Consider the following 24728-nt stretch of genomic DNA (forward strand, 5'->3'; position numbering starts at 1 on the left):
TCCTGTTATCCAGGAAGCCCGCTCTCACTTTATTTCCTTCTGTAGAAAGAGTCTACATCCGGGGAATTAGTGATCAACTGCAGCGCCAGCACCTTTAGGGTAACGAACGCTTTCTACCAGATCCTGAATCTCTTGTGGTGGCTCTTCAGTAGCAGAGGACACAACATAAGCAACTGTGAAGTTGATGATTGCACCGATTGCACCGAAGGACAGAGGAGAGATACCCATGATCCAGTTATCAGGATTATCAGGCAGGTTTGCAGTGCCTGGGATGAAGAACCAACCTTTGTACATGAAGATGTAAACCAAGGTTACGATCAGACCAGCCAGCATACCTGCAACCGCACCTTTATTGTTGATGCGCTTGGAGAAGATACCCATCATCAGCACTGGGAACATGGATGCCGCAGCAATACCGAACGCCAGAGCTACTACCTGAGCCGCGAAGCCAGGAGGGTTCATACCCAGATAAGTTGCAATGATAATAGCGACTGTCATAGAGGCACGAGCCGCCATCAGTTCGCCTTTCTCAGAAATATCAGGGTTGATAGAGTTCTTAATCAAGTCGTGACTGATTGCAGAGGAGATTGCCAGCAACAGACCTGCCGCAGTAGACAGTGCCGCAGCCAGACCACCAGCAGCGATCAGACCGATTACCCAACCCGGAAGCTGTGCAATTTCAGGGTTAGCCAGTACCAGAATGTCACGGTTATAAGTCAGCTCGTTACCGTTCCAGCCACGATCAGACATATCAGCCTTGTCGTTATAGAATTGGATACGGCCATCGCCATTCTTATCTTCAAACTTGATCAGCTTGGTTTCTTCCCAAGTCTTCATCCAGTCAGGACGGTCATCGTACTTGATGGACTCAGCCTTAACACCATCAGGGTAAACAGTGTTGATCAGGTTCAGACGTGCCATAGAAGCTACCGCAGGAGCAGTCAGGTACAGCAGAGCGATGAAGATCAGCGCCCAACCAGCAGACCAACGAGCGTCAGCAACTTTAGGTACAGTGAAGAAACGGATAATTACGTGTGGCAGACCTGCAGTACCGATCATCAGAGTCAGAGTAAACAGAACCATGTTCAGTTTATTCGGAACGTCAGCGGTATAGGCAGCAAAACCAAGATCTACAACGATCTGATCCAGTTTAGCCAGCAGAGGCATACCAGAAGCAGAGTGCTCACCGAACAGACCAAACGCAGGGATTGGGTTACCGGTCAGCTCCATAGAGATGAAGATCGCAGGAATGGTGTACGCGATGATCAGTACAACGTACTGAGCAACCTGAGTATAAGTAATACCCTTCATACCACCCAGTACGGCGTAGAAGAATACAACAACAGATGCGATAACCAGACCAGTGTCTTTATCTACTTCCAGGAAGCGCGAGAACGCGATACCAGCACCAGCCATCTGGCCGATTACGTAGGTTACAGAAGCAACGATCAGACAGGCTACTGCTACCAGACGAGCAGTTTTGCTGTAGAAACGCTCTGCGATGAAATCTGGCACAGTGAACTTACCAAACTTACGCAGATATGGAGCCAGCAGCATCGCAAGCAGTACGTAACCACCTGTCCAACCCATCAGGAAGGAAGAGTTAGCGTAACCACCAGCAGCCAGCAGACCAGCCATGGAGATGAAAGAAGCTGCCGACATCCAGTCCGCCGCAGTTGCCATACCGTTAGCAACCGGGTGAACACCACCGCCAGCTACGTAGAATTCTTTCGTTGAACCCGCACGGGCCCAAATTGCGATGCCGAAGTAAAGTGCAAAGGATGCACCTACAAACAGCAGGTTGATATAAAACTGATCCATTGCAGATTACTCCTCAAGTCCCATGTCACGATCCAGCTTATTCATTCTCCATGCGTAGTGGAAAATGATGCCGATGAAGGTAAGAATCGAACCTTGCTGAGCAAACCAGAAGCCCAGATCAGTTCCGCCTACTGTGACACCAGCAAGCATAGGACGCAGAAGGATTCCAAGGCCGTAGGACGCAATCGCCCAAACAACCAGACTGCCAACGATCAGACGAAGATTCGCCGACCAGTAAGCAGCTGCTTTGGATTTATCATCTACCATAGTGATGCTCTCCGTTTATTGTTATTAAGAGTTCAGGATAAAGCCTGAGCAATTATGAGAGGCCCGCAGCAGGTAAAGATCGACGACACTCATTGTCATCTTAAGCGATCGATACATGCCTTTCGCTTCGCCCTCACTTTATTGTTATTAATAATCCTGTTTTTCAGGCCTGATCGATTTTCAAAAATATCCCTTCCGATGTAATCCCCGACATTAGTAGTAGAAACAATACTCTTTGGTCACAAAAACAAAAAAACACTTATAAAACATAAAGATAGGATTTTATTTCGAGAGCTAAACGACTGTTTTTTTTTGCTGACTACTATAAAGGTCTAATAGTCCGCAGGCCTAAAAAGCCTGCTTCGGGACCCCTTGGTCACAGGAATGAAACCTAAGAGAGACAAAAGGCCACAAGTATTAATGCCCCTGCCTCTTTTTTGCTGCTTTGCATATAAAAAAAGGATGAGCTAAAGCCCATCCTTTTTACTATTCATACAAAGGGTATGACTTAATAACACTTCAAATTAGTGGTTCTGCGCAGCCCCCGCACCACGAGGAATTCGAATATCGTCCACCAGGGCCTGAATATCCTCAGGCGGCTCAGCAGTCGCGCTGGAGACGATAAAGGCCACCATAAAGTTCATCAGCATTCCCAAGGTACCAAAACCTTCCGGAGAGATGCCCATAAAGAGATCCTCTTTAGCGCCCCCCATAAACTTGAAGTAAACGATGTAAGCCATGGTTGAGATCAGACCAACCAACATACCGGCTATCGCCCCCTCCCTGTTCATACGCTTAACAAAGATCCCCATAAAGATCGCCGGGAAGAAGGTTGCAGCGGCCAGACCAAAGGCCAAAGCTACCGTTGCAGCGACATACCCCGGTGGATTCAGCCCGAAATACCCTGCGATACAGATCGCCGCAACAGAAGCCATGCGAGCCGCAACCAGCTCCTGCTTCTCGTTAATCTCAGGAAGCAATGTCTTCTTCAGCAGATCGTGGGAAATAGCAGTGGAAATCACCAATAGCAGACCGGCAGCAGTAGAAAGCGCTGCAGCGACGGCACCTGCGGCCACCAAAGCAATAACCCAGTCCGGCAGATTCGCAATTTCAGGATTGGCTAAAACCAGAATATCCCTATCGACAAACACCTCATTAGCGTACGGCTGCAACGCGGGATCAAAGCCAGGTGAGGCTTCTGTATCTATCATCGGATTAGCCGTCAGCCGCTGACCAAGGTCACCATACTTATCCGTCAGTACCGGCTTCCCCCCTAGGAAGGCATCGCCAGACGCATACTGAACGCGACCGTCACCATTACGATCATTCCAGGCGATCAGACCTGACTGCTCCCAGTTCTTAAACCACTGCGGCATCTGAGGATAAGGCGTCCCCTCTCCCTGCTGACCATTGATGGTATTAATCAGATTAAGCTGACCAACCGCACCCACGGCAGGAACTGTCAGATAGAGAATAGCGATAAACATCAGTGCCCAACCGGCTGATGCACGGGCATCCCTCACTTTGGGCACCGTAAAGAAGCGCACAATAACGTGTGGCAGACCCGCTGTACCCGCCATCAGGGCAGCAGTAATAAAGAACATATCAATTGTTGAACGGGTACCTGTGGTGTACTCATGAAAGCCGAGATCCTGAACAATTTCATCCAGCACAAAGAGCACCGGCTTACCCGCCCAGACAGGATTAACCGACTCCTGAATCGTCGCACCCAACCCTGTTTGAGGCAGGATATGACCCGTAACCTGCATCACCAGAAAAACGGCTGGTACGGTATAGGCAAAAATCAGAATGCAGTATTGAGCCACCTGCGTATAAGTAATCCCCTTCATACCCCCCATCACGGCATAGAAGAAAACAATCACCATACCGATCAGAACGCCGGTATCGATATCCACATGCAGGAAACGGGAGAAAACAATGCCCGTCCCCCGCATCTGTCCGGCGATATAGGTAAAGGAGATAAAGATCACACAAACCACAGCGATAGTTCGTGCGGTATTGGAGTAATAACGATCACCGATAAAGTCAGGAACAGTAAACTTACCGAACTTTCTCAGATAGGGGGCCAACAGCATTGCCAGCATCACGTAACCGCCGGTCCAGCCCATCAGATAGCCGGAGGCATCATAACCGGCAAAAGAAACAATACCGGCAAGGGAGATAAAAGAGGCTGCAGACATCCAGTCCGCAGCTGTCGCCATACCGTTTGCTGCCGGATGAACACCGCCACCTGCGACATAAAATTCCTGCGTCGACCCCGCCCGTGCCCAGATTGCGATGCCGATATAAAGAGCGAACGACAAGCCCACAAAGAGATAAGTCAGAACATCAAGGTTCATAGTGGGGATAATCCTCTGTATTGGTTCTTATTGTTTTAACGGACGTTGGTTTTCTGAAATCAAGTCTTTCCGCAGAAAGGCTTATTCATGCACGTCGTATTTGCGATCCAGCTTATTCATGCTGCGGGCGTACATCACCAGAAGGGCAAGGAAGATAAAGATAGAGCCTTGCTGCGCAAACCAGAAGCCCATCTTGAAGCCAAAGAAGTGGATTTTATTGAGTGCATCCACAAAGAGAATGCCGCAGCCATAAGAGGCCACAAACCAGATAATCAGGTAACGGATAATAAGACCGATATTTTCACGCCAATACGCGACCGCTTGATCTTCTTTCATAACACAACCTTACTTTTTTCTTGTTATTGATTTTTCTTATTATTCACAGAGAAACAGTCAATCTGACAATCTAACAAATCTGAAGGCTTTAAACCCTTAACTTTAGTCTTATCCGATTAAATCCTTCATAAAAAGCATATTTTGCCTTGATGACGACTGACAGCTACATGACAATGTTGCCTCATTTTCCATCAGGTGATCAGGTATGTTCCAAGGCTGGGTTTTAGTTGCTATCTCACTGATCTATATCGCGATTCTCTTTTCCATCGCCTGGTGGGGAGATGCTAAAGCCAAACGCAGCAAGGCACGGCTTACCTCCCGCCGCCCCTTTGTGTACAGCATCGCCCTTGGGGTGTACTGCACATCCTGGACCTTTTACGGCACGGTAGGGCAGGCAACCCATAGCAGCTGGACCTACCTCAGTATCTTCCTTGGCCCTATTATTATGTATGTACTGTTTTCCGGGCTGATCCGGAAAATTATCAGGGTCAGTAAAAAACAGAACATCACCTCCATCGCCGACTTTATCGCCTCCCGTTACGGCAAGACCCAGTCGTTGGCAATTCTGGTTACCCTGATTGCTCTCGTCGGTACTCTGCCTTATATCGCATTGCAGCTTAAAGCCGTGACCATGTCATACAATGTGATCACCAGTTACCCGGCACCCTTGACGGAAAAAAGCGTTGAGCTGTTCAGCGATACCGGCTTCTATGTCGCCATTATGATGGCAATTTTTGCCATCATCTTCGGCACCCGTAATGTTGATGCTACCGAGCACCATGATGGCCTGGTACTGGCGATCGCTTTCGAATCTATCATCAAGCTGCTGGCCTTTATGGTTGTTGGCGCTTCCATTACCTATGGCATGTTTAACGGTTTTAACGACCTCCTGACCCATGCCCGCTATTACCTTGAGATCGAAAAAGAGCTCAATAAGGACCCCATCAGCAACGGCTTCCTAGCCCAGACCCTGCTAGCGATGCTGGCGATACTCTGTCTGCCCCGACAGTTTCACATGGCGGTTGTGGAAAACACCCATGTGGAAGATGCCCGCACATCCCGCTGGGTGTTTCCGGCATACCTGGTGGCAATCTCTTTCTTCGTACTTCCCATTGCTGCAGCAGGTTTGCTGATATTCCCCGATGGTACGGTAGAGCCTGATACCTTTGTGCTGACACTACCGATGGCTGCCCAGCAGGGCGGCCTGACGCTACTGGCATTTATTGGCGGTTTCTCTGCTGCGACCAGTATGGTGATTCTGGCCACCATCGCCATCAGCATTATGGTGTCCAACGATATTGTAATTCCGTTGCTGCTTAAGTTCCGCTGGAGCGGTAACACCTCCCACCATGATTTTGGCCAGCTGGTCTTGCGCATTCGCCGGATCACCATCGTCGGTGTGTTAGCACTGGCTTACCTCACCTACCTTGCCATCGCTGAATTTAACTCTCTGGCTGCAACTGGCTTGCTCTCCTTTGCAGCGGTTGCTCAGTTCGGACCGGCAATGATCGGCGGTATGTACTGGAAACGGGGTAATCGCTTTGGCGCACTGGCAGGAATGACCAGCGGCATCCTGATCTGGGGCTACACCATGATGCTGCCAAGCCTTGCCAATGCAGGCTGGATTCAATCCAGCATCTTTGTTGACGGCCCTATGGGTATCTATTGGCTGAGACCTGAAGCACTCTTTGGAGCGGATCTGGACTTCCTTACCCACGGTGTTCTCTTCAGCCTAGGCATCAACCTGATCTGTTATATCGCGGTGTCCAACATCACCCGCCAGCGGGTAATCGACCGCATTCAGGCGTCTGCTTTTATCGACAGTATCGATACCCGTAACACAAAATCTGCGCGCCCCTGGATGGGCTCCACTTCTGTGGGTGATCTAATGGCGCTGTGTGAGCGCTTCCTTGAGCCTGATGCTGTGGATAAAGCCTTCTCGGACTACTTCCTCCGCAACGACAAAGACTCCTTTCGCCCGGATGACAGAGCCAGTATCGAGGTAATTCAGTTCACTGAGCGCTTACTCACCGGTGTTCTGGGAGCCTCCTCCGCCCGCATCGTGATCAACTCAGCACTGCAGGGTAAAGAGATTCAGATCAGTGATGTGATCTCCATTGTCGATGAAGCTTCTCAGGTACTGGAATTCAACCGGGCACTGCTACAGGCCACGATTGAGAACGTCAGCCAGGGGATTTCAGTTGTGGATCATAACCTGCGCCTGGTGGTCTGGAATCAGCACTATCTGGATCTGTTTAACTTCCCGGACAACCTGATCCGGGTTGGCGAACCGATCGAAAACATCTTCCGCTTTAACGCCCAGAATGGTGAGTACGGATTGGGCGATCCGGAAGAGCAGGTTCAGCAGTTGCTGGACAATATCCGCTATGGCGAACCTCACCGCTACGTACGTTACCGCAAAGATGGCACTGTGCTCGATGTGGAAGGTAACCCCATGCCCGGCGGTGGTTTTGTATATACCTATCAGGACATCACCCAGCAGAAGCAAACGGAAGAAGCTCTGATTCAGAGTGAAAACAACATTCGTATCTATACCGATAACGTACCGGCTCTGATCGCCTACTTTGATACGGAACTGCGCTACCTCTTTACCAACAAGGCCTATGAGGAAGCGATGAATGTCGACCGGACAACCATTATCGGCCAACCCATCTACAAGGTGCTTACCCTCAGTCAGTACGAAGCCCGCCGCCCCTACATTGAACGGGTTTTAAGTGGCGACCGAACCATCTTCGAGCTGGAACACATGCTTGATAACGGCCGCATGCGCTATGGGCTGGTGACTTACACGCCACACAAAAATGATCAGGGTGAGATTCTTGGTTTCTTCTCTCTTTATCAAGATATTACCGAGCGCCGTAAAGCGGAGATCGCCCTGAAAGAAACCAACGAGACGCTTGAAGAACGGGTAAAAGAACGTACTCAGGAACTGTCGGATCTGAACCAGGATCTGATGCAGGCCAAGCAGACGTCGGAACAGGCTAACGCGTCAAAAACCCGTTTCCTTGCAGCTGCTTCTCATGACCTGCTACAGCCTCTGAATGCAGCCCGCCTGTTCACCTCTGCCCTTGCGCATCAGGTTAAGGAAGAGAACCCGGATCAGTATCGTATGACCCGGAATATCGACAGTTCACTCAAGGCTGCCGAGGAGCTGCTCAGCACCCTGCTGGATATCTCCAAACTGGATGCCGGTGCCCTGCAACCCAACCTCAGCACCTTCCGACTGGCGGATATTCTGAAACCGCTGAAAGCCGAGTTTGGTGTCATGGCCAATGACCGGGGGCTGCAGTTTGACGCCGTCAGCAGCAAAGCGATTGTTCGCAGTGACAGCCAGATGCTGCGCCGTATCGTTCAGAACTTCCTCTCCAATGCTGCTCGCTATACCCAACACGGCAAGATTCTTTTAGGCTGTCGTCGCATTAGCGGCGGTGTCCGTATTGAGGTTTGGGATACAGGACCGGGGATTCCGGAAGAGAAGCTTTCAGAGATCTTCCAGGAGTTTAAGCGCCTCGATCACCCGGAGCGTCACAACAAAGAGGGTGAAAAAGGTCTGGGGCTTGGCCTCTCCATTGCCGAACGTATGACCCGGGTACTGGATCACAAACTGCAGGTTCGCTCCTGGCCGGGTGAAGGCACTGTATTTAGTGTCGAAGTTCCTTTCGGCAAAGAGGAAGACCTGCCTCAGGAACAAACCGAAAAGAGCACGAGCACTTCCGGTAAGCGCCAGCGGAATAATCCGCTGGCAGGGCTGCATATTCTCTGTATCGACAACGAGCCCCTGATTCTGGAAGGTATGGAAGCCATGCTTAGCAACTGGGATTGCCGGGTCAGTAAAGCCACCACTATCGGTGGCGCAAAATCCGCTCTGCGTAATTCCGGTATTCCGGATATCGTTCTGGCGGATTACCACCTGGATAACGATGTTACCGGCGTCATGGCGCTGACCGCATTGAACGAAGTCGTTGAAGAACCGATTCCGGGCATCATGATCACCGCTGACCGGACAGAAGACGTTGCGGAAGAGATTAAACGGGAAGGTTATACCCTGCTGCACAAACCGATTAAACCGGCACCGTTACGGGCAATGGTGACCCGAATTCTGAAGAGCCATAAGCTGAAGCAGTAAGCTTTTACGACTCATCTAAAAGCATTTACTCAAAACCAAAAAAGCCGCTGAGATTCAGCGGCTTTTTCTTATCATAATCGCAACAGAGCACTGCCGGATTCTGATTGGTTAGTCAGCAACCTTAGGTGGCTCAACTTCCAGCTGTTTAGCGGCAATTACAGCCTGAGTACGACTGTGTACACCCAGCTTACGCAGAATAGCAGTCACGTGCGCCTTAATGGTCGCCTCAGAAACATTCAGTTCATAAGCGATCTGCTTGTTCAGAAGACCTTCGGTCAGCATATTCAGAACGCGGAACTGCTGAGGTGTCAGGGTAGACAGCGCTTCAGCAAAACGAGCCTGCTCTTCACTTACTTCACTAAGGGTTTCAGAGATCTCTGGCGGCAACCAGACCTCACCGTTAAGTACCTCTTCAATCGCTTCCGCAATTGTCTCCAGAGAGGAGGACTTAGGAATAAAACCGGATGAACCGAAATCGATTGCGCGCTGAATAACTAGAGGCTCTTCAGTACCGGAAACTACGATCACAGGAATTGCGGGACACTGTCCGCGCAGGAAAACCAAACCGGAAAAGCCATGGGCTCCCGGCATGTGCAGATCCAACAGGATAAGGTCTGCATCGGAATTGTTACTGGCTGCGGTCTGCACAGCCTCCATATCTTCGGCCTCAACAATCTCGGCTTCAGGTGCGACCTGTTTAACCGCTTGCTGCAGCGCGGCACGAAATAATGGATGATCGTCAGCAATAATGATCTTCTGTGCTAATGCCATTAATCTCCTCCAACTCCCTGCTAGTCTTATATTTTTTACTCTTATTTGCGGGTCAATAATACCTTATTGTTGACACTTTTGCCTGCAAAAAAAAACTCCCATGTGGCATTCACACGGGAGTTTTTTATTATTCAGCTCACGTTTAACGGGAGCTTAGTCCTATCAGCGGTTCAGACGGGACTCGATCAGGTTGTCAACAACACTTGGATCAGCCAGTGTTGAGGTATCACCCAGACCGTCGCACTCGTTCGCTGCGATCTTACGCAGAATACGACGCATGATCTTACCGGAACGGGTCTTAGGCAGACCGGCAGAGAACTGGATTAGATCCGGTGTTGCGATCGGACCAATCTCTTTACGTACCCACTTAACCAGCTCAGTACGCAGATCATCAGACTCTTCTACACCATCGTTCAGAGTGATGTAGATGTAGATGCCCTGACCTTTAATGTCGTGCGGGTAGCCAACAACCGCTGCTTCAGCAACGTCTTTGTGAGCAACCATCGCGCTTTCGATCTCAGCAGTACCCATACGGTGACCGGATACGTTGATCACGTCATCAACACGACCAGTGATCCAGAAGTAACCGTCTTCGTCACGACGTGCACCGTCACCAGTGAAGTAAGTACCTGGGTAGGTGCTGAAGTAAGTCTGGAAGAAGCGCTCGTGATCACCCCAGATAGAACGAGCCTGACCAGGCCAGCTGTCTTTCAGGATCAGACCACCTTCAGTTGCACCTTCCAGCTCAGTACCCTGACCATCAACCAGCGCAGGCTGTACACCGAAGAATGGCAGCGTTGCAGAACCCGGTTTCAGATCAGTTGCACCTGGCAGTGGAGAGATCAGAATGCCTCCGGTTTCAGTCTGCCACCAGGTATCAACGATAGGGCACTTACTGTTACCGATGTTCTTGTAGTACCACTCCCAGGCTTCCGGGTTGATTGGCTCACCCACAGAACCCAACAGGCGCAGAGAATCACGCTTGGTGTCACCCATTACGTCATTGCCCTGAGCCATCAGAGCACGAACGGCAGTCGGCGCAGTGTACAGGATGTTTACGTTGTGCTTGTCTACCACGTCACCGAAACGGCTGTGGGATGGGTAAGAAGGAACACCTTCAAACATCAGAGAGGTTGCACCGTTCGCCAGAGGGCCGTAAACGATGTAGCTGTGGCCGGTAATCCAACCTACATCAGCAGTACACCAGTAGATCTCACCTTCTTTGTAATCAAATACATACTGGTGGGTCATGGATGCATAAACCATGTAACCACCGGTAGTGTGCTTCAGACCTTTAGGTGCACCAGTAGAACCAGAGGTGTACAGAATGAACAGAGGATCTTCTGCATTCATCTCTTCCGGCGGGCAAACTTCAGAAGCACCGTCGAAGATATCGTGGTACCAAACGTCACGGTGATCGTGCCATGCGATGTCGCCACCAGTGCACTTAACTACAACCACTTTCTCAACAGTTTTAACCTGTGGATTGGTCAGAGCTTCATCAACATTCTCTTTCAGAGGAACCGCTTTACCACCACGACGACCTTGGTCTGCAGTGATCACAATGCGGGAGTCAGAGTTGATGATACGACCAGCAATCGCATCCGGGGAGAAGCCACCGAATACAACAGAGTGAACTGCACCAATACGAGCACAAGCCAGCATCGCAACAGCTGCTTCAGGAATCATTGGCATGTAGATAGTTACTACATCGCCCTTACGAACACCCTGACCTTTCAGAGCGTTAGCGAACTTACATACACGGGTGTACAGGTCACGGTAAGTGATGTTTTCAGACTGCTCAGGGTTGTCACCTTCCCAGATAATCGCAACCTGGTCACCACGGGTTTCCAGATGACGGTCCAGACAGTTAGCACTGGCGTTCAGAGTGCCGTCTTCAAACCATTTGATATCTACATCGTGAGAATCAAAGCGTACGTTTTTAACTTTGCTGAACGGTTTGATCCAGTCGATACGCTGACCGTGCTCAGCCCAGAACGCATCTGGCTGCTCAACAGACTGTTTGTACATCTCTTCATACTTAGCTTTGTTGATCAAAGCGTTTGAAGCTACGTCTGCTGGTACTGGATAAACTTTTTGTTGTTCGCTCATCTAAATCTTGCCTCTGTGCCTGTGAGGGAAAGAAACCCCGGGCGCTTTATTTTTATGATGCGGAGGTTTTAAAAAAATAACCTCACCCGGAATACATATTCGATGCAAAGTTATACTGGGCTGACGACTGCGAAAACATTAGACCTTGGTAGCAGTATTTTTTCCTTTAAAATCAATAAGTTATAAAGATCTTTTATATTTATGACCAATCAGACACTTCTGGTTTCATTCTTTCGCAGATGCACAATAGCCTTTCATTCGACTTTCGGGTCATAAAATCTGCTGTATAAAAGAATAATTTTGGCTTTAATAACTGCTTATATTGAAGCGAATATAAAGCTTTATTAATTTATATCAGCGCCTCTTTCCCCTTCAAAAACTAACTCCTGCTGACAGCTGCGACATAAATATCTGATTCCCTGAGCAATTTTGTTATGACGGCGAATAGTCAGGCCATGAATTCGTTCAGGACAGCCACAACGATATAAGTAATTTTGTTTCGCTGTTGTACTGACATCATATTGATGCGTTGTTTTTGCCGGTACACCTAATACCTGCTCCATCACCCCCTGCCATTCACGACCGTGGGGCTTAATCCGATGGCCAAATTCACGAAAGGCCACCAGATGCGCCAGCTCATGGGGAACCACATTGAGCATAAAGTCCTGATAGTTCTCCGCCATTAGCGTCAGATTGAAACGCAACTTCCACTTTTGCAGATACGCCTGCCCCGCACATTTGCCTCTCAGGCTGAGATCCAGTTCAGGCACCGGGTAGGTTTTGCCAAAAAAGTCTTCGACCCGCTTCATCCAGTAAATCAGCCCAAAACGCAGCGCAACTTCAGACTGCACCTTATCGTTAGGGTCAGGACAAACCGGCATAGCATCAGGGTGCTTTTTCAGCAGAGTTTCAGTATTCACGGCGTAGTCTTCAGGCTTCTGTGTTGGCGGATCATAAAAACGAAACGGGATGGTGGCAGTTTGTCGGTAAAATCTCAATCCGGCCCTATCGCAAGCATGAAGACCAAGGTAGATTTCATCATCAAGATTACCGCGGCCACTTCTAACATCAGCGCGGGGACGCTGGTACAATGGCGACAATTTTGAACCCTGCCGCGCATATAAAGATTATGAGTATGCCGTACCCATCAGGGCGAACCTGTTGCAGGCACCTATTCAGAGGTAGTTATGAAAGAAGAATCCATCCCGGTAGCTGTGATCGACGACGAAATTCTGGATCAGCTGTATGACTTTCTGGAGTCCGATCAGGTCGATCCTGAAGCACTGGATGTTATTGGCCTGCACGGTTTTATGGTGGCGCTGGCTGTATGTCCTGAGCCGGTTCCGACTGGTGAGTGGTTACCGGTTGCTTTCAACGGTATGCCTCGTTTTACCACCGACAACTCGAATGAGTTCAGCGAAGACAGCGTTATCGGCTGGCTGGAAACCATGCTGGAGCAGACCCGCACCGTGCTGTACCGCGGCCAAACCATCGAACTGCCATTCGAGCCGGAACTGGAAGAAGATGAAGTTCTGGATGACAGCGAAGTCAGCGCCTGGTGTGCCGGTTTTATTGAAGCGGTAATGATGCGCGAAGAGATCTGGTTTGGTCAGCACGAGCAGGACGCTGCCGAACTTCTGCTGCCCTTTATGGCGATCTCCTGCCTATTCCCGGATGAAGAGCTGGATGATATCGTTGCCGATCTGGATACCACCAACCGTCTGGCGGCTCAGCTACCGGAAATTCTGGTGGATCTGTACCTGCTGTTCCACGCTCCTGCTGAAAAGCCATCCACATTCCCGGGCAAGGGTGGCCCTAAAGGCAACGCTGGAAAAGGTAGTGCAGGCAAAGGCGGCAACGGTAAAAAAGGTGGGAACAACCGCCGTGGTGGCAAGCGTAAGTAACCTTAAGCTGCCTCTATAAGTCAGACCTAAAAAGCAGGAGACCCGGAACGGGCTCCTGCTTTTTTATATTCTCTGCTTTTGCCCTCTACCCTTTTATCTCCTCAACTATTTTTCTACCGTCAGCTCTGGCGCTCTTAGTGCTCCTGCCGCTGGCCATAAAGCCTGTGGTAAACCCCTTGTTGCTCCAGCAGCTCGTCATGACGACCCTCTTCGATGATATGACCATCATCAAACACATAGACCCGATCCGCCTGCTTCACCGCGCTTAAACGGTGAGCAATGATCAGAGTCGTACGTTGTTGCAGGAACTCCGCCATCGCTTCATGCAAACGGGCTTCGGTTTCGGTATCCAGCGCAGAGGTGGCTTCATCCAGAATCACCACCTTAGGTTGCGTCAGTATCATACGGGCGATGGCCAGACGCTGTTTCTGTCCGCCGGAAAGCCTCAGCCCCTTCTGGCCAACAAGGGTATCCAACTGCTGATCCAACTCTTCGACGAAGTCTTTCAGCTGGGCAATCTCAAGAGCATGCCAGAGCTCTTCATCAGCGTGCGTCTGTCCCAGCGTCAAATTGTCCCGAACTGTGCCGTTAAAGAGAGCCGGATGCTGCAAAACCGTGGCGACATTATCCCGAACCCGCTGCAGCCCGATTCGCTCAATTGTGGCATCGCTATAAAACACCTGACCGGATTCCGGCTGATACAGCCCCAATAACGCCTGTACCAGCGTGGATTTGCCGCCACCGCTGGTGCCAACCAAGGCCACTTTTTCACCGGGGGCGATGGCAAGGTTCACCCCTCTTAATACTGGCTCATTGTCGCCGTATTTCAGGTGCAGATCCTCAATACGGATGCCTGTGGTAATACAGCCAGTAAAAGGATCTTCCTGCTCCGGATACTGGGGCTCCTGCTGCAGTTTGAGCAGATTGTTTAACCGTCCGGTAGCAGCTTTGGCGGCAAACCAGGCGTACTGGATCCCCAGTACCTCCTGCACCGGCCCCATCATAAACCAGAGATAGCCAAACACCGCCAGCATCTGTCCCACCGTCAGGTCAGAGTAAAGCACCATCAGCATCGACAGGGCGCGGAAGATATCAAAGCCAAAAAGAAAAACCAGAAAGCTGAGTCGGCTTACTGCATCACTTTTCCACTCAAAGCTGGCGGAATGCTCTTTAACGTCAGCAGCCTTGCGGATCAGACGCTTGATGTAATGCTCTTCTCTGTTGCTGGTTCTCAACTGCTGAACCACATCAAGGGTTTCACCCAATGCCATCTGAAAGGCTTCAAAAGCGGAGTTCTGGGTCTTTTTCAGGCGTTTAACATGCTTGCCCAAGCGCATGGTGGTCCAGATCACCACAGGGTTGAGCAGCAAGATAAAGAGCGCCAGCTGCCAGTGCATCCAGAACAGAATCACCGCAGCACCGATCAGGGAGAGAAACGCCACCACAAAACGGCTGACGGAACTGCTGATAAAGCGGTCGATGGTATCCACATCAGTTACCAGATGGGAGGCAACCGAACCCGCCCCCAGCTGTTCATACTCCGCCATGGAGATACGCTGCAGATGACCTAACAGCCGTTGACGGAGCTTAAAGACGATATCCTTGGAGATCAGTGTAAATTCACGGGTCTGCCAGACATTCAGTATCAGAGCCGCTCCCCGCATCAGCACAGTTGCCACCAGAACAACACCGATATAAACCGCCGGAACCTGCCACTCCACCGAAACAAAATCATTGATGAAGGCTGTTATCTGTCCCGGCTGATTCAGTAACACCTCATCCACCAATAAAGGGATCAACAGCGGCAGAGGCACGCTGAACAGAGTCGCCGCAATAGCGATCAGGTTCGCCAGAATCAGTGAGCGTTTATGTTGTTTCACCACCAGCCAGAGCGCACGGGGCGTAATCTCATCCTGCATAAAAGCACTTTGGTTAAGCCCTCCCTCAGTAGGCAAGGCTTCTCCATGGGCTTGGCTGACGTTGATCGACTCAGATTTCAAACCTTATCACTCCCAACATTTAACCAGACACTCCAACCCGAACAGGTCTGGCAAAATAAATAATTACCCACTGATGACACGCAAATTAAAATCCAAACAGGTCAATCAGTTATAATGCGTTCTAAGCTAGGTACAGATATCAGCATAAAAGAAAAAGACAACAGGAACATGCGAACCATGATCTATCCGGCCCGCGTCCGACAACGAGCAGACCGACTCAGGCACAAGATCGTCAGACTTCTGATGGTTTTGGCGGAACGCCTGATGCTACTGTTTATCCGCATCAGTTTTCACCGCAACCTGCCAGCCTTGCCTGAAACAGAAGGCCATTACTGCTATGCACTGGGCAATAAAAGTCTGACAGGTCGTTTGCTGCTAAGCCATATCAGCCGTAAACAAGGGCTGCCATGGTCTGAAGAAGCCTGTTCTGAGCTGGAAGAAAGCGCCCGCTATATCGCTTTGCACAATACTCATTACGGCCTGAAAGGGCTGGCGGAGCACAGGGTTTCTCCCCGTTTGGTACGTATGATGGCTTATCTGCTGGAACATCCGGAAGAGGATATCCGACTCGTGCCCGTGACTATCTTCTGGGGCCGTGCACCGGGACAGGAAACCCATTGGTTAAACCGTTTTTCCGATCAGCGCGGCTGGCTGCGCCAGAGCCTGCAGCGCCTGAAAGATATCCTGATTCATGGTCGTCATACCCTGGTGCATTTTGCCGAGCCGGTTTCCCTGCGGGAACTGATTGCCACCAGCCCGGAATCTACCCTGATCAATCAGCATGTGCGTAAAACAGCCCGCCTGCTTCGGGTGCATTTCCGCCAGACCCGTATCGGTGTCACAGGTCCGGAACTGCCGGATCGTAAACAGCTGATCCGCCAACTGATCCGTAGTCCACGGATTCAGGCGGCGATTCAAGAGGCGACTCAGGCTACTGATGGTCAGACTCCGATGAGCAGCCAGAAAGCCAGAGATAAAGCCGAAAAATACGCCGATGAGATCGTAGCTAACGTCTCCTACAGTACACAGAAGCTGTTTGATGTCTTGCTGAGCTGGCTGTGGAACCGCCTCTACGACGGTGTGCAGATTCACGGTATCGAACAGGTTCAGGAAACCGCCAAACACAGTACTGTGGTTTACGTGCCTTGTCACCGCAGTCACATGGATTATCTGCTGCTCTCTTATGCCCTATACAACCATGGGCTGACACCACCCCATGTGGCAGCGGGTATCAACCTCAACCTGCCAGTTGTAGGGTCGCTGCTGCGTCGCGGCGGTGCGTTTTTTATCCGCCGCAGCTTCCGGGATAACCCGCTCTATGCAGCGGTATTTTCTGAATACCTCTTCCTGCTGCTGAACAAGGGTTACGCCACGGAGTACTTCGTTGAAGGTGGTCGCAGCCGAACCGGTCGTACCCTGCAGCCCAAACCCGGCATGCTGTCGATGACCGTTCAGGGTTATCTGAGAAACCCACACCGTCAGATCCGTCTGATTCCGATTTATATCGGCTATGAGAAAGTGGTTGAAGGCCGCACCTATCTGGGCGAACTGCGTGGCAAGGCGAAAAAAGGCGAGTCGATTCTGGGCCTGCTGAAAGCGGCAAAAACATTAAAAGAGCACTTCGGTAAAGTGAGTCTGGCCTTTGGTGAGCCCATCGACTTGAAGAAAACACTGGATCAGACCATTCCTGAGTGGCAGCAGGCTGACGGCGGTATCAATGATAAACCTCAGTGGTTGCCGGATGCTGTCAGCGCCCTGTCTCAACAGGTAGCAACCGGCATCAACAACAGCGCCACACTGAACGGGGCTAACCTGTGTGCCCTCGGCCTGTTAACGGCCCCAAGCTTTACACTGGAATCCAGCAGTCTGAGCCACTTTATTCACTTCTGCCAGAAGCTGCATAACCAGCTGCGTCATGCCGGTGATGCGCCGGTCAACCACCAGACCACAGAGCAACTGATTGCAGAAGCCGAGAAACTGGAGCTGATTACCCGCCTGCCCCATACCTATGGTGATCTCTTGCAGCTGAACGAGCAGCAGGCGCTGCTGATGACCTGGTATCGAAACAACATCCTGCACCTGTTTGCACTTCCATCTCTGGTCGCCTTCTGTTTTAACCAGCAGAGCCAGTACACCCGCAAGCAGCTGCAGGATCTGGTCAGGACTCTCTACCCGTTTGTCAGCAAGGAGCTCTATCTTCCCTGGCAGGGCAAGACGCTGAACGATCAGATCGATGCCATCGTACGTTTCTTTGTTGAACAGCAGGTGCTGGTGGATGATGGTGAACATCTGGTTAGGGTCAGCCCTTATCAGGAACAGGGAGCTCTGCTGACTCTACTGGCACGCCCGATTCAGCCGAGTCTCGAACGGGGTTATCTGATGGTGGCGCTGCTGCTGCACTTTGGCAGTGGCAGCTTTACCGCAGAAGCACTGGAAAATGAATGTCAGGTATTGGCCCAACGTCTGTCGATTCTGCACGGTCTGAATGCACCAGAGTACTTCCACAAACCTCTGTTCCGGCAGCTGACCGAACTGCTATTGGAGTTGGATTATCTGCAAGTTTCTGAGGATGACCACCTCACCTTTGGCCAGACACTGGAGTGGTTCTCAGTTCAGTGCCGCCCCCTGTTTGATCCCGCGCTCAGACACAGTATCCGCTTACTGACTCATCAGCCGAAACTGGCACAACAGGAGCAGGATCAATAATTGATCTTCCTGCCAGTGCAGGACTTACAGGGAGAAACATTAAGCTGACACAGGGCTGGTTTTTTTAACACTGCCCTGTGTTAGCATCTGACCAGCTTACCGTTCTTGAGACGTCAGCTCAGGCTCTGGTTCCGGAGGGAACCCGCCAATCAGGATGACAATAAATGAGTCAATTACAGGAATTAAATATGAGTCAGAACAAAGACTGGTTTTTGGAAAATCTGGTAAACACCGTTAACAACAGCGACATCGAAATCGGTATTACCCTACAGATGGATGGCTTTCTGGTATCCGGCCATATCGTCAACGGCCGCAAATACTTTGATGGTTTCTCCGGTGAGTTTATCTCAGAAACATCCGTAGCCTTCGGCAACAAAGAAGCGCTGGAAAATATCCGCGAAGCGTTCGATAAATACGCCAGCCTGTATGACGGCGAAGCATCTGCTGACGATAATGGCGCAAGCTTTATCCATCTGGAAGGTGCCCGCTTCTTCAACACCAACGGTGCTCCAATCCCGAACAACCGTGGCATGTGGTGGCGTGGCCGTATCTCAGAAGTCAGTGGTTTTATTCTGGGTACACTGAATGCCGAAGTGGTTGAAGATTAAAGAAGCGGTTGAGGACTAGAACCAGACGGTTTAAACCTTTTCCACAAAAAACGGGAAGTCACTTTTAAGTAAGTGCTTCCCGTTTTTTTATAACTCAGCTAAATCAACTCACTCATCATCCAGCTTACGCTTGGCGTAAATATCGTAGCGGCTGGATTTGCCTTCCAGCACATAGGTCGGGGCAACACCTTCAATTGCAGGGGCTTTCCGGGGGCGTTTAACCACAACCCGGTGGCTGGCGAGCTCTAAAGCAGTCTCCAGTAAGTCGGCCTCGTCGGTATCAAAGCCCACCAGCTGGTGAAAGAGTTTCATCTCTTTTTTGACTGAAGCACTTTTCTCCCGCGCGGGGAACATAGGATCAAGGTAGATCACCTGAGGGGAAAAGCCGGTATCGGCAATCGCCTGTGCCATGCTTTCTGTCGAGTTGCCGGGTACGAGCTTCATACGGGACGCGACATCTGCAGCTTCCGGATCAGACAAAGCGCGCTCCAACCCATCCTGCAGCAGAGCTGCCACCACCGGATGGCGCTCCATCATCAACATTTCGCAGCCTAAGCCTGCCAGAACAAAAGCATCACCACCAAGTCCTGCTGTGGCATCGAGAACGCGGGGTTTTACGCCGGTTTTAAGGCCGACTGCTTTGGCGATCATCTGGCTTTTGCCACCACCATACTGACGGCGGTGAGCGGCCTTACCGGAAGCAAACTCAACCTGAATCGGCTTAGGCGCTTTCTTGCCGGTCTCACCCAACGAGATACCCTGATCATCGACATAGAGCACCAGAGCGCCAGCCTCGCGGGGCAGCTCAGAGACAATTGAAGCCGTAAGATGCTCCGGCAGATTTGCCTTCAGTTCCGCCAGTAACACCTCGGCCTGAGCCTGATAGCGCTCGCTCTGAGGATAAAGAAAAAGCGGTGTTACCACTTTTGGTTCAGACAGCGAAATAGAATCAGTCATAGCAGAACAACCTTGGCCTGAAAGAAATTGACCTTAAACGAAAAACGCCAGCAGGATAACACCCAAAAACAGACGATAGATGACAAAGGGCAGCATGCCGATCCGATCCAGCAAACGTAGGAACAGATGGATACAGGCAAGAGCAGCACCAAAGGCGATCAGACCGCCGATCAGAGTATGACTGATCTGGGCTTCGGTACCGTTCTGATACAGCTCCGCCCCTTTGAGCAGACCTGCCGCCATAATCAGCGGAATGGATAACAGAAAGCTGAAGCGGGCTGCAGCCTGACGGGTAAGCCCCAACATCAAAGCAGCAGTGATGGTGATACCGGAACGGGATGTTCCCGGAATCAGCGCCAGCGCCTGAGCCAGACCGATCCAGATCGCATCTTTCATGGTGAAGTCATCTTCACCACGGTTACGGCGACCTTTAACATCAGCCCACCAGAGCAGAGCACCAAACAGCAGCGTCGTAATCGCAATTACCAGAGAAGAGCGCAGATTACCTTCAATAAAATCATTCAGCAGAATGCCAGCCAGACCAGCAGGAATCGTCGCCAGAATCACCGACCATGCCATAAAGCTGTCCTGAGAGTGCTGACGCTTAAAGACACTGGCCAGCCAGGCCAGAATCATCTTGCGGATATCCTTGTGGAAATAGAGCATCACCGCCAGCAAAGTGCCGACATGCACAGCGACATCAAAAGCCAGTCCCTGATCTGCCCAGCCAAAAATTTGTGCCGGAAGAATAAGATGCGCTGAGCTTGAAACCGGAAGAAACTCTGTCAGGCCCTGAACCAGAGCCAGAAATGTCACCTGAAACCAATCCACCTTGTCTTTCCTTATACCAAGTCGCCTCGTAGCTGAGGTCAAAATAAAAGCTGAGGCCAAAAATAAAAGCCGAAGCCTGCCAGCTTCGGCTTAAGAGTTTATTGAGATCACCGAACGTATTTACTTCGCCTGATGCGGGCCTTCGCCCTTCTTGAAAGCAACATTGTCCCGCAGATAAACAGGGATCGCTTCTTCTGCAGAAACCGTCTTACCCTGCTGCCAGTAGAGTTCCGCCAAACGAGCGATATCACCAGCCTGAGGCAGGAGATCCGGATAGGTTTGCTGTACCAGACTCTGCATCACTGGGGAGAACTGATCCAGCAGCTGCCAGCCATTACCGGCACCAACCCAGTCTGCATCCTCAATCGGATTGATCAGAGAAACCTGATCCGGCGCGATCACCTCTGGCTGGGCGATGCAATCAAAGCCGTTGCCATTCCAGTGATAAGCCGCCCAGTAGACTTCACCCATGCGGGCATCCAGAGAGGAGATGATGTAGTGCGCAAAACGCTCGCGGAACAGCGTGAAGGCCATGGTTTCCAGTGTCGTTACCGGAATGACCGGCAGATCAGCACCAAAGGCCAGTCCCTGAGTCACACCGGTTGCGATACGCAAGCCAGTAAAGGAACCCGGACCATTGGCAAAAGCGATGGCATCCAGCTGCTGCAGTTTGACACCCGCTTCGGCCAGAATCTCTTCCACCATGGGTAACAACAGCTGGGTATGCTTACGGGGCTGAAGCTGAAAATTCTCCAGCACCTCGTCATCCAGTTTAAGCGCTACAGAACAAGCTTCTGTGGAAGTGTCTAAGGAAAGAATACGTGCCATCGATCGTCTGCCTGGAAACAAAAAAAGCGATTATACGCATTTCAGACCGACAGAACGAACCCCTGAGCACAGATAGTTTCAGGCCAGCTGCCGAAGCAGCTGACGGGTATGTCCGGAATAGCTTTCGATAGCCTCCGTTGCCTGAGAAAAAAGCTCTGCCGCAGGTACCTGAATCCGATCCATCGACAAGATCTGCTGCTCTACTCTGAGGATAAATTGCTCGGCGGCTTCCCTTGGGTAATCACCCCGGGACAGGTTCTGCATCACCTGATCAGACAGATACACCAAGCGCAGCCGCATCGCCGCACTGCAGCGCCCCTGACTGGCAGTTTGTGTACTTAAGCCGCGCATCTGCCCTAACAGTTCCACCAGCGCGGGCAGAACACGTAGCGCCTGAATGGATCGCTTCCGGTAGGCTCTGTCATGATGGGTTGCCAGCTGGAAACGCTCCGCCACGGACCAGATCTGATCCAACAGGTTTTCGATAGTTGCCGAATGCGCCTGAAAGCTTTCTGCCGGTGTTTCAAAGCGTTGAGCGATCAAAATCTCCGGCGTGCTTCCGGTCCCGTCGGAAGAAGAGACTTTCAGACCGGATCGGCTTAACTGCTGTAGCAAGAGATCCAGCTCACGATTCAGCTCATCAAGGGGCTGAGCAAACTGTTTATCTCCACTCAACAAAGACCCCATCATGCCGCGCCGTTTTTGCAGCAACAGCAAGAGATCAAAACTCTGCTGACACCAGTTAAGCGCCTGTTTTCTTAAACAGTTGGCTTTGGTCTGATCCTGCTTTCGTCCACCCCAGATCAGCAGTGCCCCTACAGCTAACAGAACAATAGGCAAATAGATCATGCGACACGCCCTCCGATGCTGTTTTTCTCATGGCTTTCCTGACTGGCCAATTTACCCGCTACCTGCTCCAGATATTCGACAATCTCCAGAGCATCGCAGACCTTGTGATGATGGTCTGCGCTGATATCGCTGATCGCCACCATACGCTGGTTGATGCTTTCGCTGGCGGCTTCGTGCTCACGACTCGCCTCTTCCACCTGTGCGATCTGCACTTCAATCTGAGAGGAGAAATCGGCGACATCCAGCATGGCAGATTTTAGCGTTGCGCTTTTGGTGACCCCATCGCCTAAACGAGCAAGACAACGCTCAAAGGAGGTTTCGGTCAGGGCGACCGCATTCTGCGTGCTTTTAATGAGTTGGGTAATCTGTTGAGAGGCTTCTGAGGTTTGAGAGGCAAGCCCCCGCACTTCATCGGCAACCACAGCAAAACCACGCCCGGATTCACCGGCTCGTGCTGCTTCAATGGCAGCATTCAGCGCCAGCAGATTAGTCTGGTTAGCCACATCATCAATGGTGGAGATAAAGTTATCGATTAGTTGAGTTTCTTCCCGAAGACGCACCATAAATCCCTGAGCCTCCTGAAAGATCTGCTGGCAAGCGGCCAGATCGTCTTCCAGTTGCCTTGCATCTTCATCACCGGAAACACTCATTGAGCGCAGCTGATTGGCCGACGTCAAAATCTCGCCAATCGAACGACCGATCTGCTGAACCGTGACCGAACTTTCTTCACTGGCAGCGGCGATGGAATCCAGCTGCGACTGTTGTTCCGAAGCACTATCCACCAACTTACGGGATACTTTATCCAGCTCCTCTGCAGTGAAATCCACTTCACTGGCGGCGGAATTTAACTGGCTCAGAAGCCTTTCCTGAAAACGCGCCAGCTCATTCATGGCAATCAATTCCGGCTGATGCTGTCCGGTCACCCAGCGGGTATCGGATCGTCCGCTCGCTAACAGCTGACAGAACCGAATCAGCTCAGCTGAACGCTGCTGATTCAGCCGATCCAACCGATAGAAAATACCCAGTGCTATCAGGGCACAAAAAATCGTACTCCCCAGCATCCATAGAAAAACCTGTGATGTGATCAACAACAGAGCAAGTGGCGCGCTGAAGCTGACAACACCTAAAAGCAGCAGCCTGCGGGTATGCTTTGTACCCCATGATTCTGCCGCAGAGATATGGACTTCATTCATGTTAACGGTCGGCATAGACACTCCCCCGTAGAAATCCCCCATATCAGCCTAAGCACAAAACCTGCCAGCAGCCGTAACTCTAAACACCAACTAGTCTAAAGACGACTGGAAACGGAATCTGCTATGGTTAGCGCCGCATTATTGATCACTAAACCATGACACTAGTCTTCAATTTCGCTCTTTTTCTGTGCACTGATGGCCATTTTTGGTTCACGCCTCCGGAGATTCCATGCTGCTAAGAGCCACCAAATATCTGCTGCTGCCACCGGCGATTAACATTCTGCTAATTCTGATCGCCTGGTTTCTGATGAAACGCTGGCCAAAACTCAGACTGGCTACGCTGCTAAGTTCGATACTGTCACTTTGGCTGCTGAGCACACCTTTAGTTGCGATCTCTTTGGCTGACCTGCTGCAAAACCGATATCCGGCACTGTCTATCAATGAATCGCTAAATCAGTCCCAGCAATTAGGCTTTGATGCTGTTGTGATTCTGGGTGCAGGTCGCGATTATCGGGCGGAAGAGTGGCAGGGCTTAACCGGAAGCGCTATCAGCGAAATTAAATCTCACACCGTGAGTAGCTATGGCCTACAGCGTTTGCATTACGGGGCAGTTCTGTCGAGAGTATCGGGCAAGCCGATGCTGCTCACCGGAGGTCGTGTTTATGGAGAACCGCTTTCAGAAGCAGAGCTAATGCAGCAGACACTGCAACGGTGGGGACAGGAAGCTCAGTGGCTGGAAACGGAAAGCCGGACCACCGCTGAAAACGCCCTCTTCTCTGCCAAAATGCTGAAAGATGAGAATATTAAACGTATCGCACTGGTTACCCATGGCTGGCATATGTCGCGTTCCGTCGCCATCTTTGAAAAAGCGGGCTTTGAGGTTGTTCCGGCTCCTACCGCGTTTTACGCCATGCCGGAGAGCCTCTGGTTACAGCTGCTACCGAAAAGTAGCAATCTTGAGGTCTCCAGTCGTATGCTGCATGAAGTACTGGGACAGATCTGGTACAGCCTGCGCTATCGTTAAAAGCAAACCGATAA

18 protein-coding genes are annotated in these 24728 nt (G+C 50.9%); 5 read left to right on the plus strand and 13 right to left on the minus strand.

What is annotated here, in order from left to right; genetic code table 11:
* Nucleotides 1-66: 66 nt before the first annotated feature.
* The 4 genes from BV405_RS14100 to BV405_RS14115 form a co-directional block, all read right to left on the minus strand.
* Nucleotides 67-1821, minus strand: coding sequence for a sodium:solute symporter family protein (locus BV405_RS14100; protein ID WP_086481533.1), 1755 nt, complete (start codon nucleotides 1819-1821; stop codon nucleotides 67-69).
* Between the two features lie 6 nt (nucleotides 1822-1827).
* Nucleotides 1828-2088, minus strand: a complete 261-nt coding sequence (locus BV405_RS14105; RefSeq protein WP_086481534.1) for a DUF4212 domain-containing protein — start codon at nucleotides 2086-2088, stop codon at nucleotides 1828-1830.
* 524 nt (nucleotides 2089-2612) lie between these two features.
* Complete coding sequence (locus BV405_RS14110; RefSeq protein ID WP_086481535.1) at nucleotides 2613-4448, minus strand: sodium:solute symporter family protein; 1836 nt, start codon at nucleotides 4446-4448, stop codon at nucleotides 2613-2615.
* 81 nt (nucleotides 4449-4529) lie between these two features.
* On the minus strand, nucleotides 4530-4784 hold the full coding sequence (locus tag BV405_RS14115; RefSeq protein WP_086481536.1) for a DUF4212 domain-containing protein: 255 nt from the start codon (nucleotides 4782-4784) through the stop codon (nucleotides 4530-4532).
* Between the two features lie 205 nt (nucleotides 4785-4989).
* On the opposite strand from BV405_RS14115, the gene BV405_RS14120 reads away from it, so the two are divergent.
* The gene (locus BV405_RS14120) at nucleotides 4990-8931 is read left to right on the plus strand and encodes a hybrid sensor histidine kinase/response regulator (protein WP_086481537.1); all 3942 of its coding nucleotides are present in this window, start codon (nucleotides 4990-4992) and stop codon (nucleotides 8929-8931) included.
* 108 nt (nucleotides 8932-9039) lie between these two features.
* Here the strand turns inward: BV405_RS14120 and BV405_RS14125 are convergent, their stop codons facing one another.
* The 3 genes from BV405_RS14125 to BV405_RS14135 form a co-directional block, all read right to left on the minus strand.
* Nucleotides 9040-9702 carry a LuxR C-terminal-related transcriptional regulator gene (locus BV405_RS14125; protein ID WP_086481538.1) on the minus strand — a complete coding sequence of 221 codons (663 nt, stop codon included), beginning with the start codon at nucleotides 9700-9702 and terminating at the stop codon, nucleotides 9040-9042.
* 162 nt (nucleotides 9703-9864) lie between these two features.
* Nucleotides 9865-11814 (minus strand): acetate--CoA ligase, encoded by a 1950-nt coding sequence (acs, locus tag BV405_RS14130; RefSeq protein WP_086481539.1) that lies wholly within the window; start codon nucleotides 11812-11814, stop codon nucleotides 9865-9867.
* Nucleotides 11815-12158: 344 nt separating this feature from the next.
* On the minus strand, nucleotides 12159-12734 hold the full coding sequence (locus BV405_RS14135; RefSeq protein WP_217895669.1) for a SprT family zinc-dependent metalloprotease: 576 nt from the start codon (nucleotides 12732-12734) through the stop codon (nucleotides 12159-12161).
* A 267-nt stretch (nucleotides 12735-13001) separates the two neighbouring features.
* Here BV405_RS14135 and BV405_RS14140 point away from each other — a divergent pair, with 267 nt between their 5' ends.
* Entirely contained in the window at nucleotides 13002-13718 is a 717-nt protein-coding gene (locus BV405_RS14140; protein WP_086481540.1) for a YecA/YgfB family protein, read from the plus strand.
* Nucleotides 13719-13852: 134 nt separating this feature from the next.
* Here BV405_RS14140 and BV405_RS14145 read toward each other — a convergent pair whose 3' ends face one another.
* Entirely contained in the window at nucleotides 13853-15718 is a 1866-nt protein-coding gene (locus tag BV405_RS14145) for an ABC transporter ATP-binding protein (RefSeq protein WP_342743974.1), read from the minus strand.
* A gap of 168 nt (nucleotides 15719-15886) precedes the next feature.
* Here BV405_RS14145 and plsB point away from each other — a divergent pair, with 168 nt between their 5' ends.
* Together plsB and gvpU are read left to right on the plus strand one after the other, a co-directional pair.
* A complete protein-coding gene (gene plsB / locus BV405_RS14150; protein ID WP_176330170.1) occupies nucleotides 15887-18424 on the plus strand; it encodes a glycerol-3-phosphate 1-O-acyltransferase PlsB in 2538 nt (845 codons plus the stop codon).
* Between the two features lie 188 nt (nucleotides 18425-18612).
* Nucleotides 18613-19032, plus strand: coding sequence for a gas vesicle accessory protein GvpU (gene gvpU, locus BV405_RS14155; protein WP_086481543.1), 420 nt, complete (start codon nucleotides 18613-18615; stop codon nucleotides 19030-19032).
* A gap of 108 nt (nucleotides 19033-19140) precedes the next feature.
* On the opposite strand, the gene BV405_RS14160 is transcribed toward gvpU, so the two are convergent.
* The 5 genes from BV405_RS14160 to BV405_RS14180 all read right to left on the minus strand — a co-directional run bounded on the left by BV405_RS14160 (nucleotide 19141) and on the right by BV405_RS14180 (nucleotide 23705).
* A complete protein-coding gene (locus BV405_RS14160; protein ID WP_086481544.1) occupies nucleotides 19141-19989 on the minus strand; it encodes a class I SAM-dependent methyltransferase in 849 nt (282 codons plus the stop codon).
* Nucleotides 19990-20022: 33 nt separating this feature from the next.
* Nucleotides 20023-20820, minus strand: a complete 798-nt coding sequence (locus tag BV405_RS14165; RefSeq protein ID WP_086481545.1) for an undecaprenyl-diphosphate phosphatase — start codon at nucleotides 20818-20820, stop codon at nucleotides 20023-20025.
* A 120-nt stretch (nucleotides 20821-20940) separates the two neighbouring features.
* Complete coding sequence (gene tsaB / locus BV405_RS14170; protein ID WP_086481546.1) at nucleotides 20941-21648, minus strand: tRNA (adenosine(37)-N6)-threonylcarbamoyltransferase complex dimerization subunit type 1 TsaB; 708 nt, start codon at nucleotides 21646-21648, stop codon at nucleotides 20941-20943.
* Nucleotides 21649-21726: 78 nt separating this feature from the next.
* Nucleotides 21727-22497, minus strand: coding sequence for a hypothetical protein (locus BV405_RS14175; protein WP_086481547.1), 771 nt, complete (start codon nucleotides 22495-22497; stop codon nucleotides 21727-21729).
* Nucleotides 22494-23705, minus strand: a complete 1212-nt coding sequence (locus BV405_RS14180) for a methyl-accepting chemotaxis protein (protein ID WP_176330171.1) — start codon at nucleotides 23703-23705, stop codon at nucleotides 22494-22496. The genes BV405_RS14175 and BV405_RS14180 overlap by 4 nt, the downstream gene beginning before the upstream one ends.
* Before the next feature lie 214 nt (nucleotides 23706-23919).
* On the opposite strand from BV405_RS14180, the gene BV405_RS14185 reads away from it, so the two are divergent.
* On the plus strand, nucleotides 23920-24714 hold the full coding sequence (locus BV405_RS14185; RefSeq protein WP_086481549.1) for a YdcF family protein: 795 nt from the start codon (nucleotides 23920-23922) through the stop codon (nucleotides 24712-24714).
* Nucleotides 24715-24728 lie beyond the last annotated feature (14 nt).

The organism is Oceanospirillum sanctuarii (assembly GCF_002150805.1).
In the GTDB taxonomy this organism is placed as follows: domain Bacteria; phylum Pseudomonadota; class Gammaproteobacteria; order Pseudomonadales; family Halomonadaceae; genus Oceanospirillum; species Oceanospirillum sanctuarii.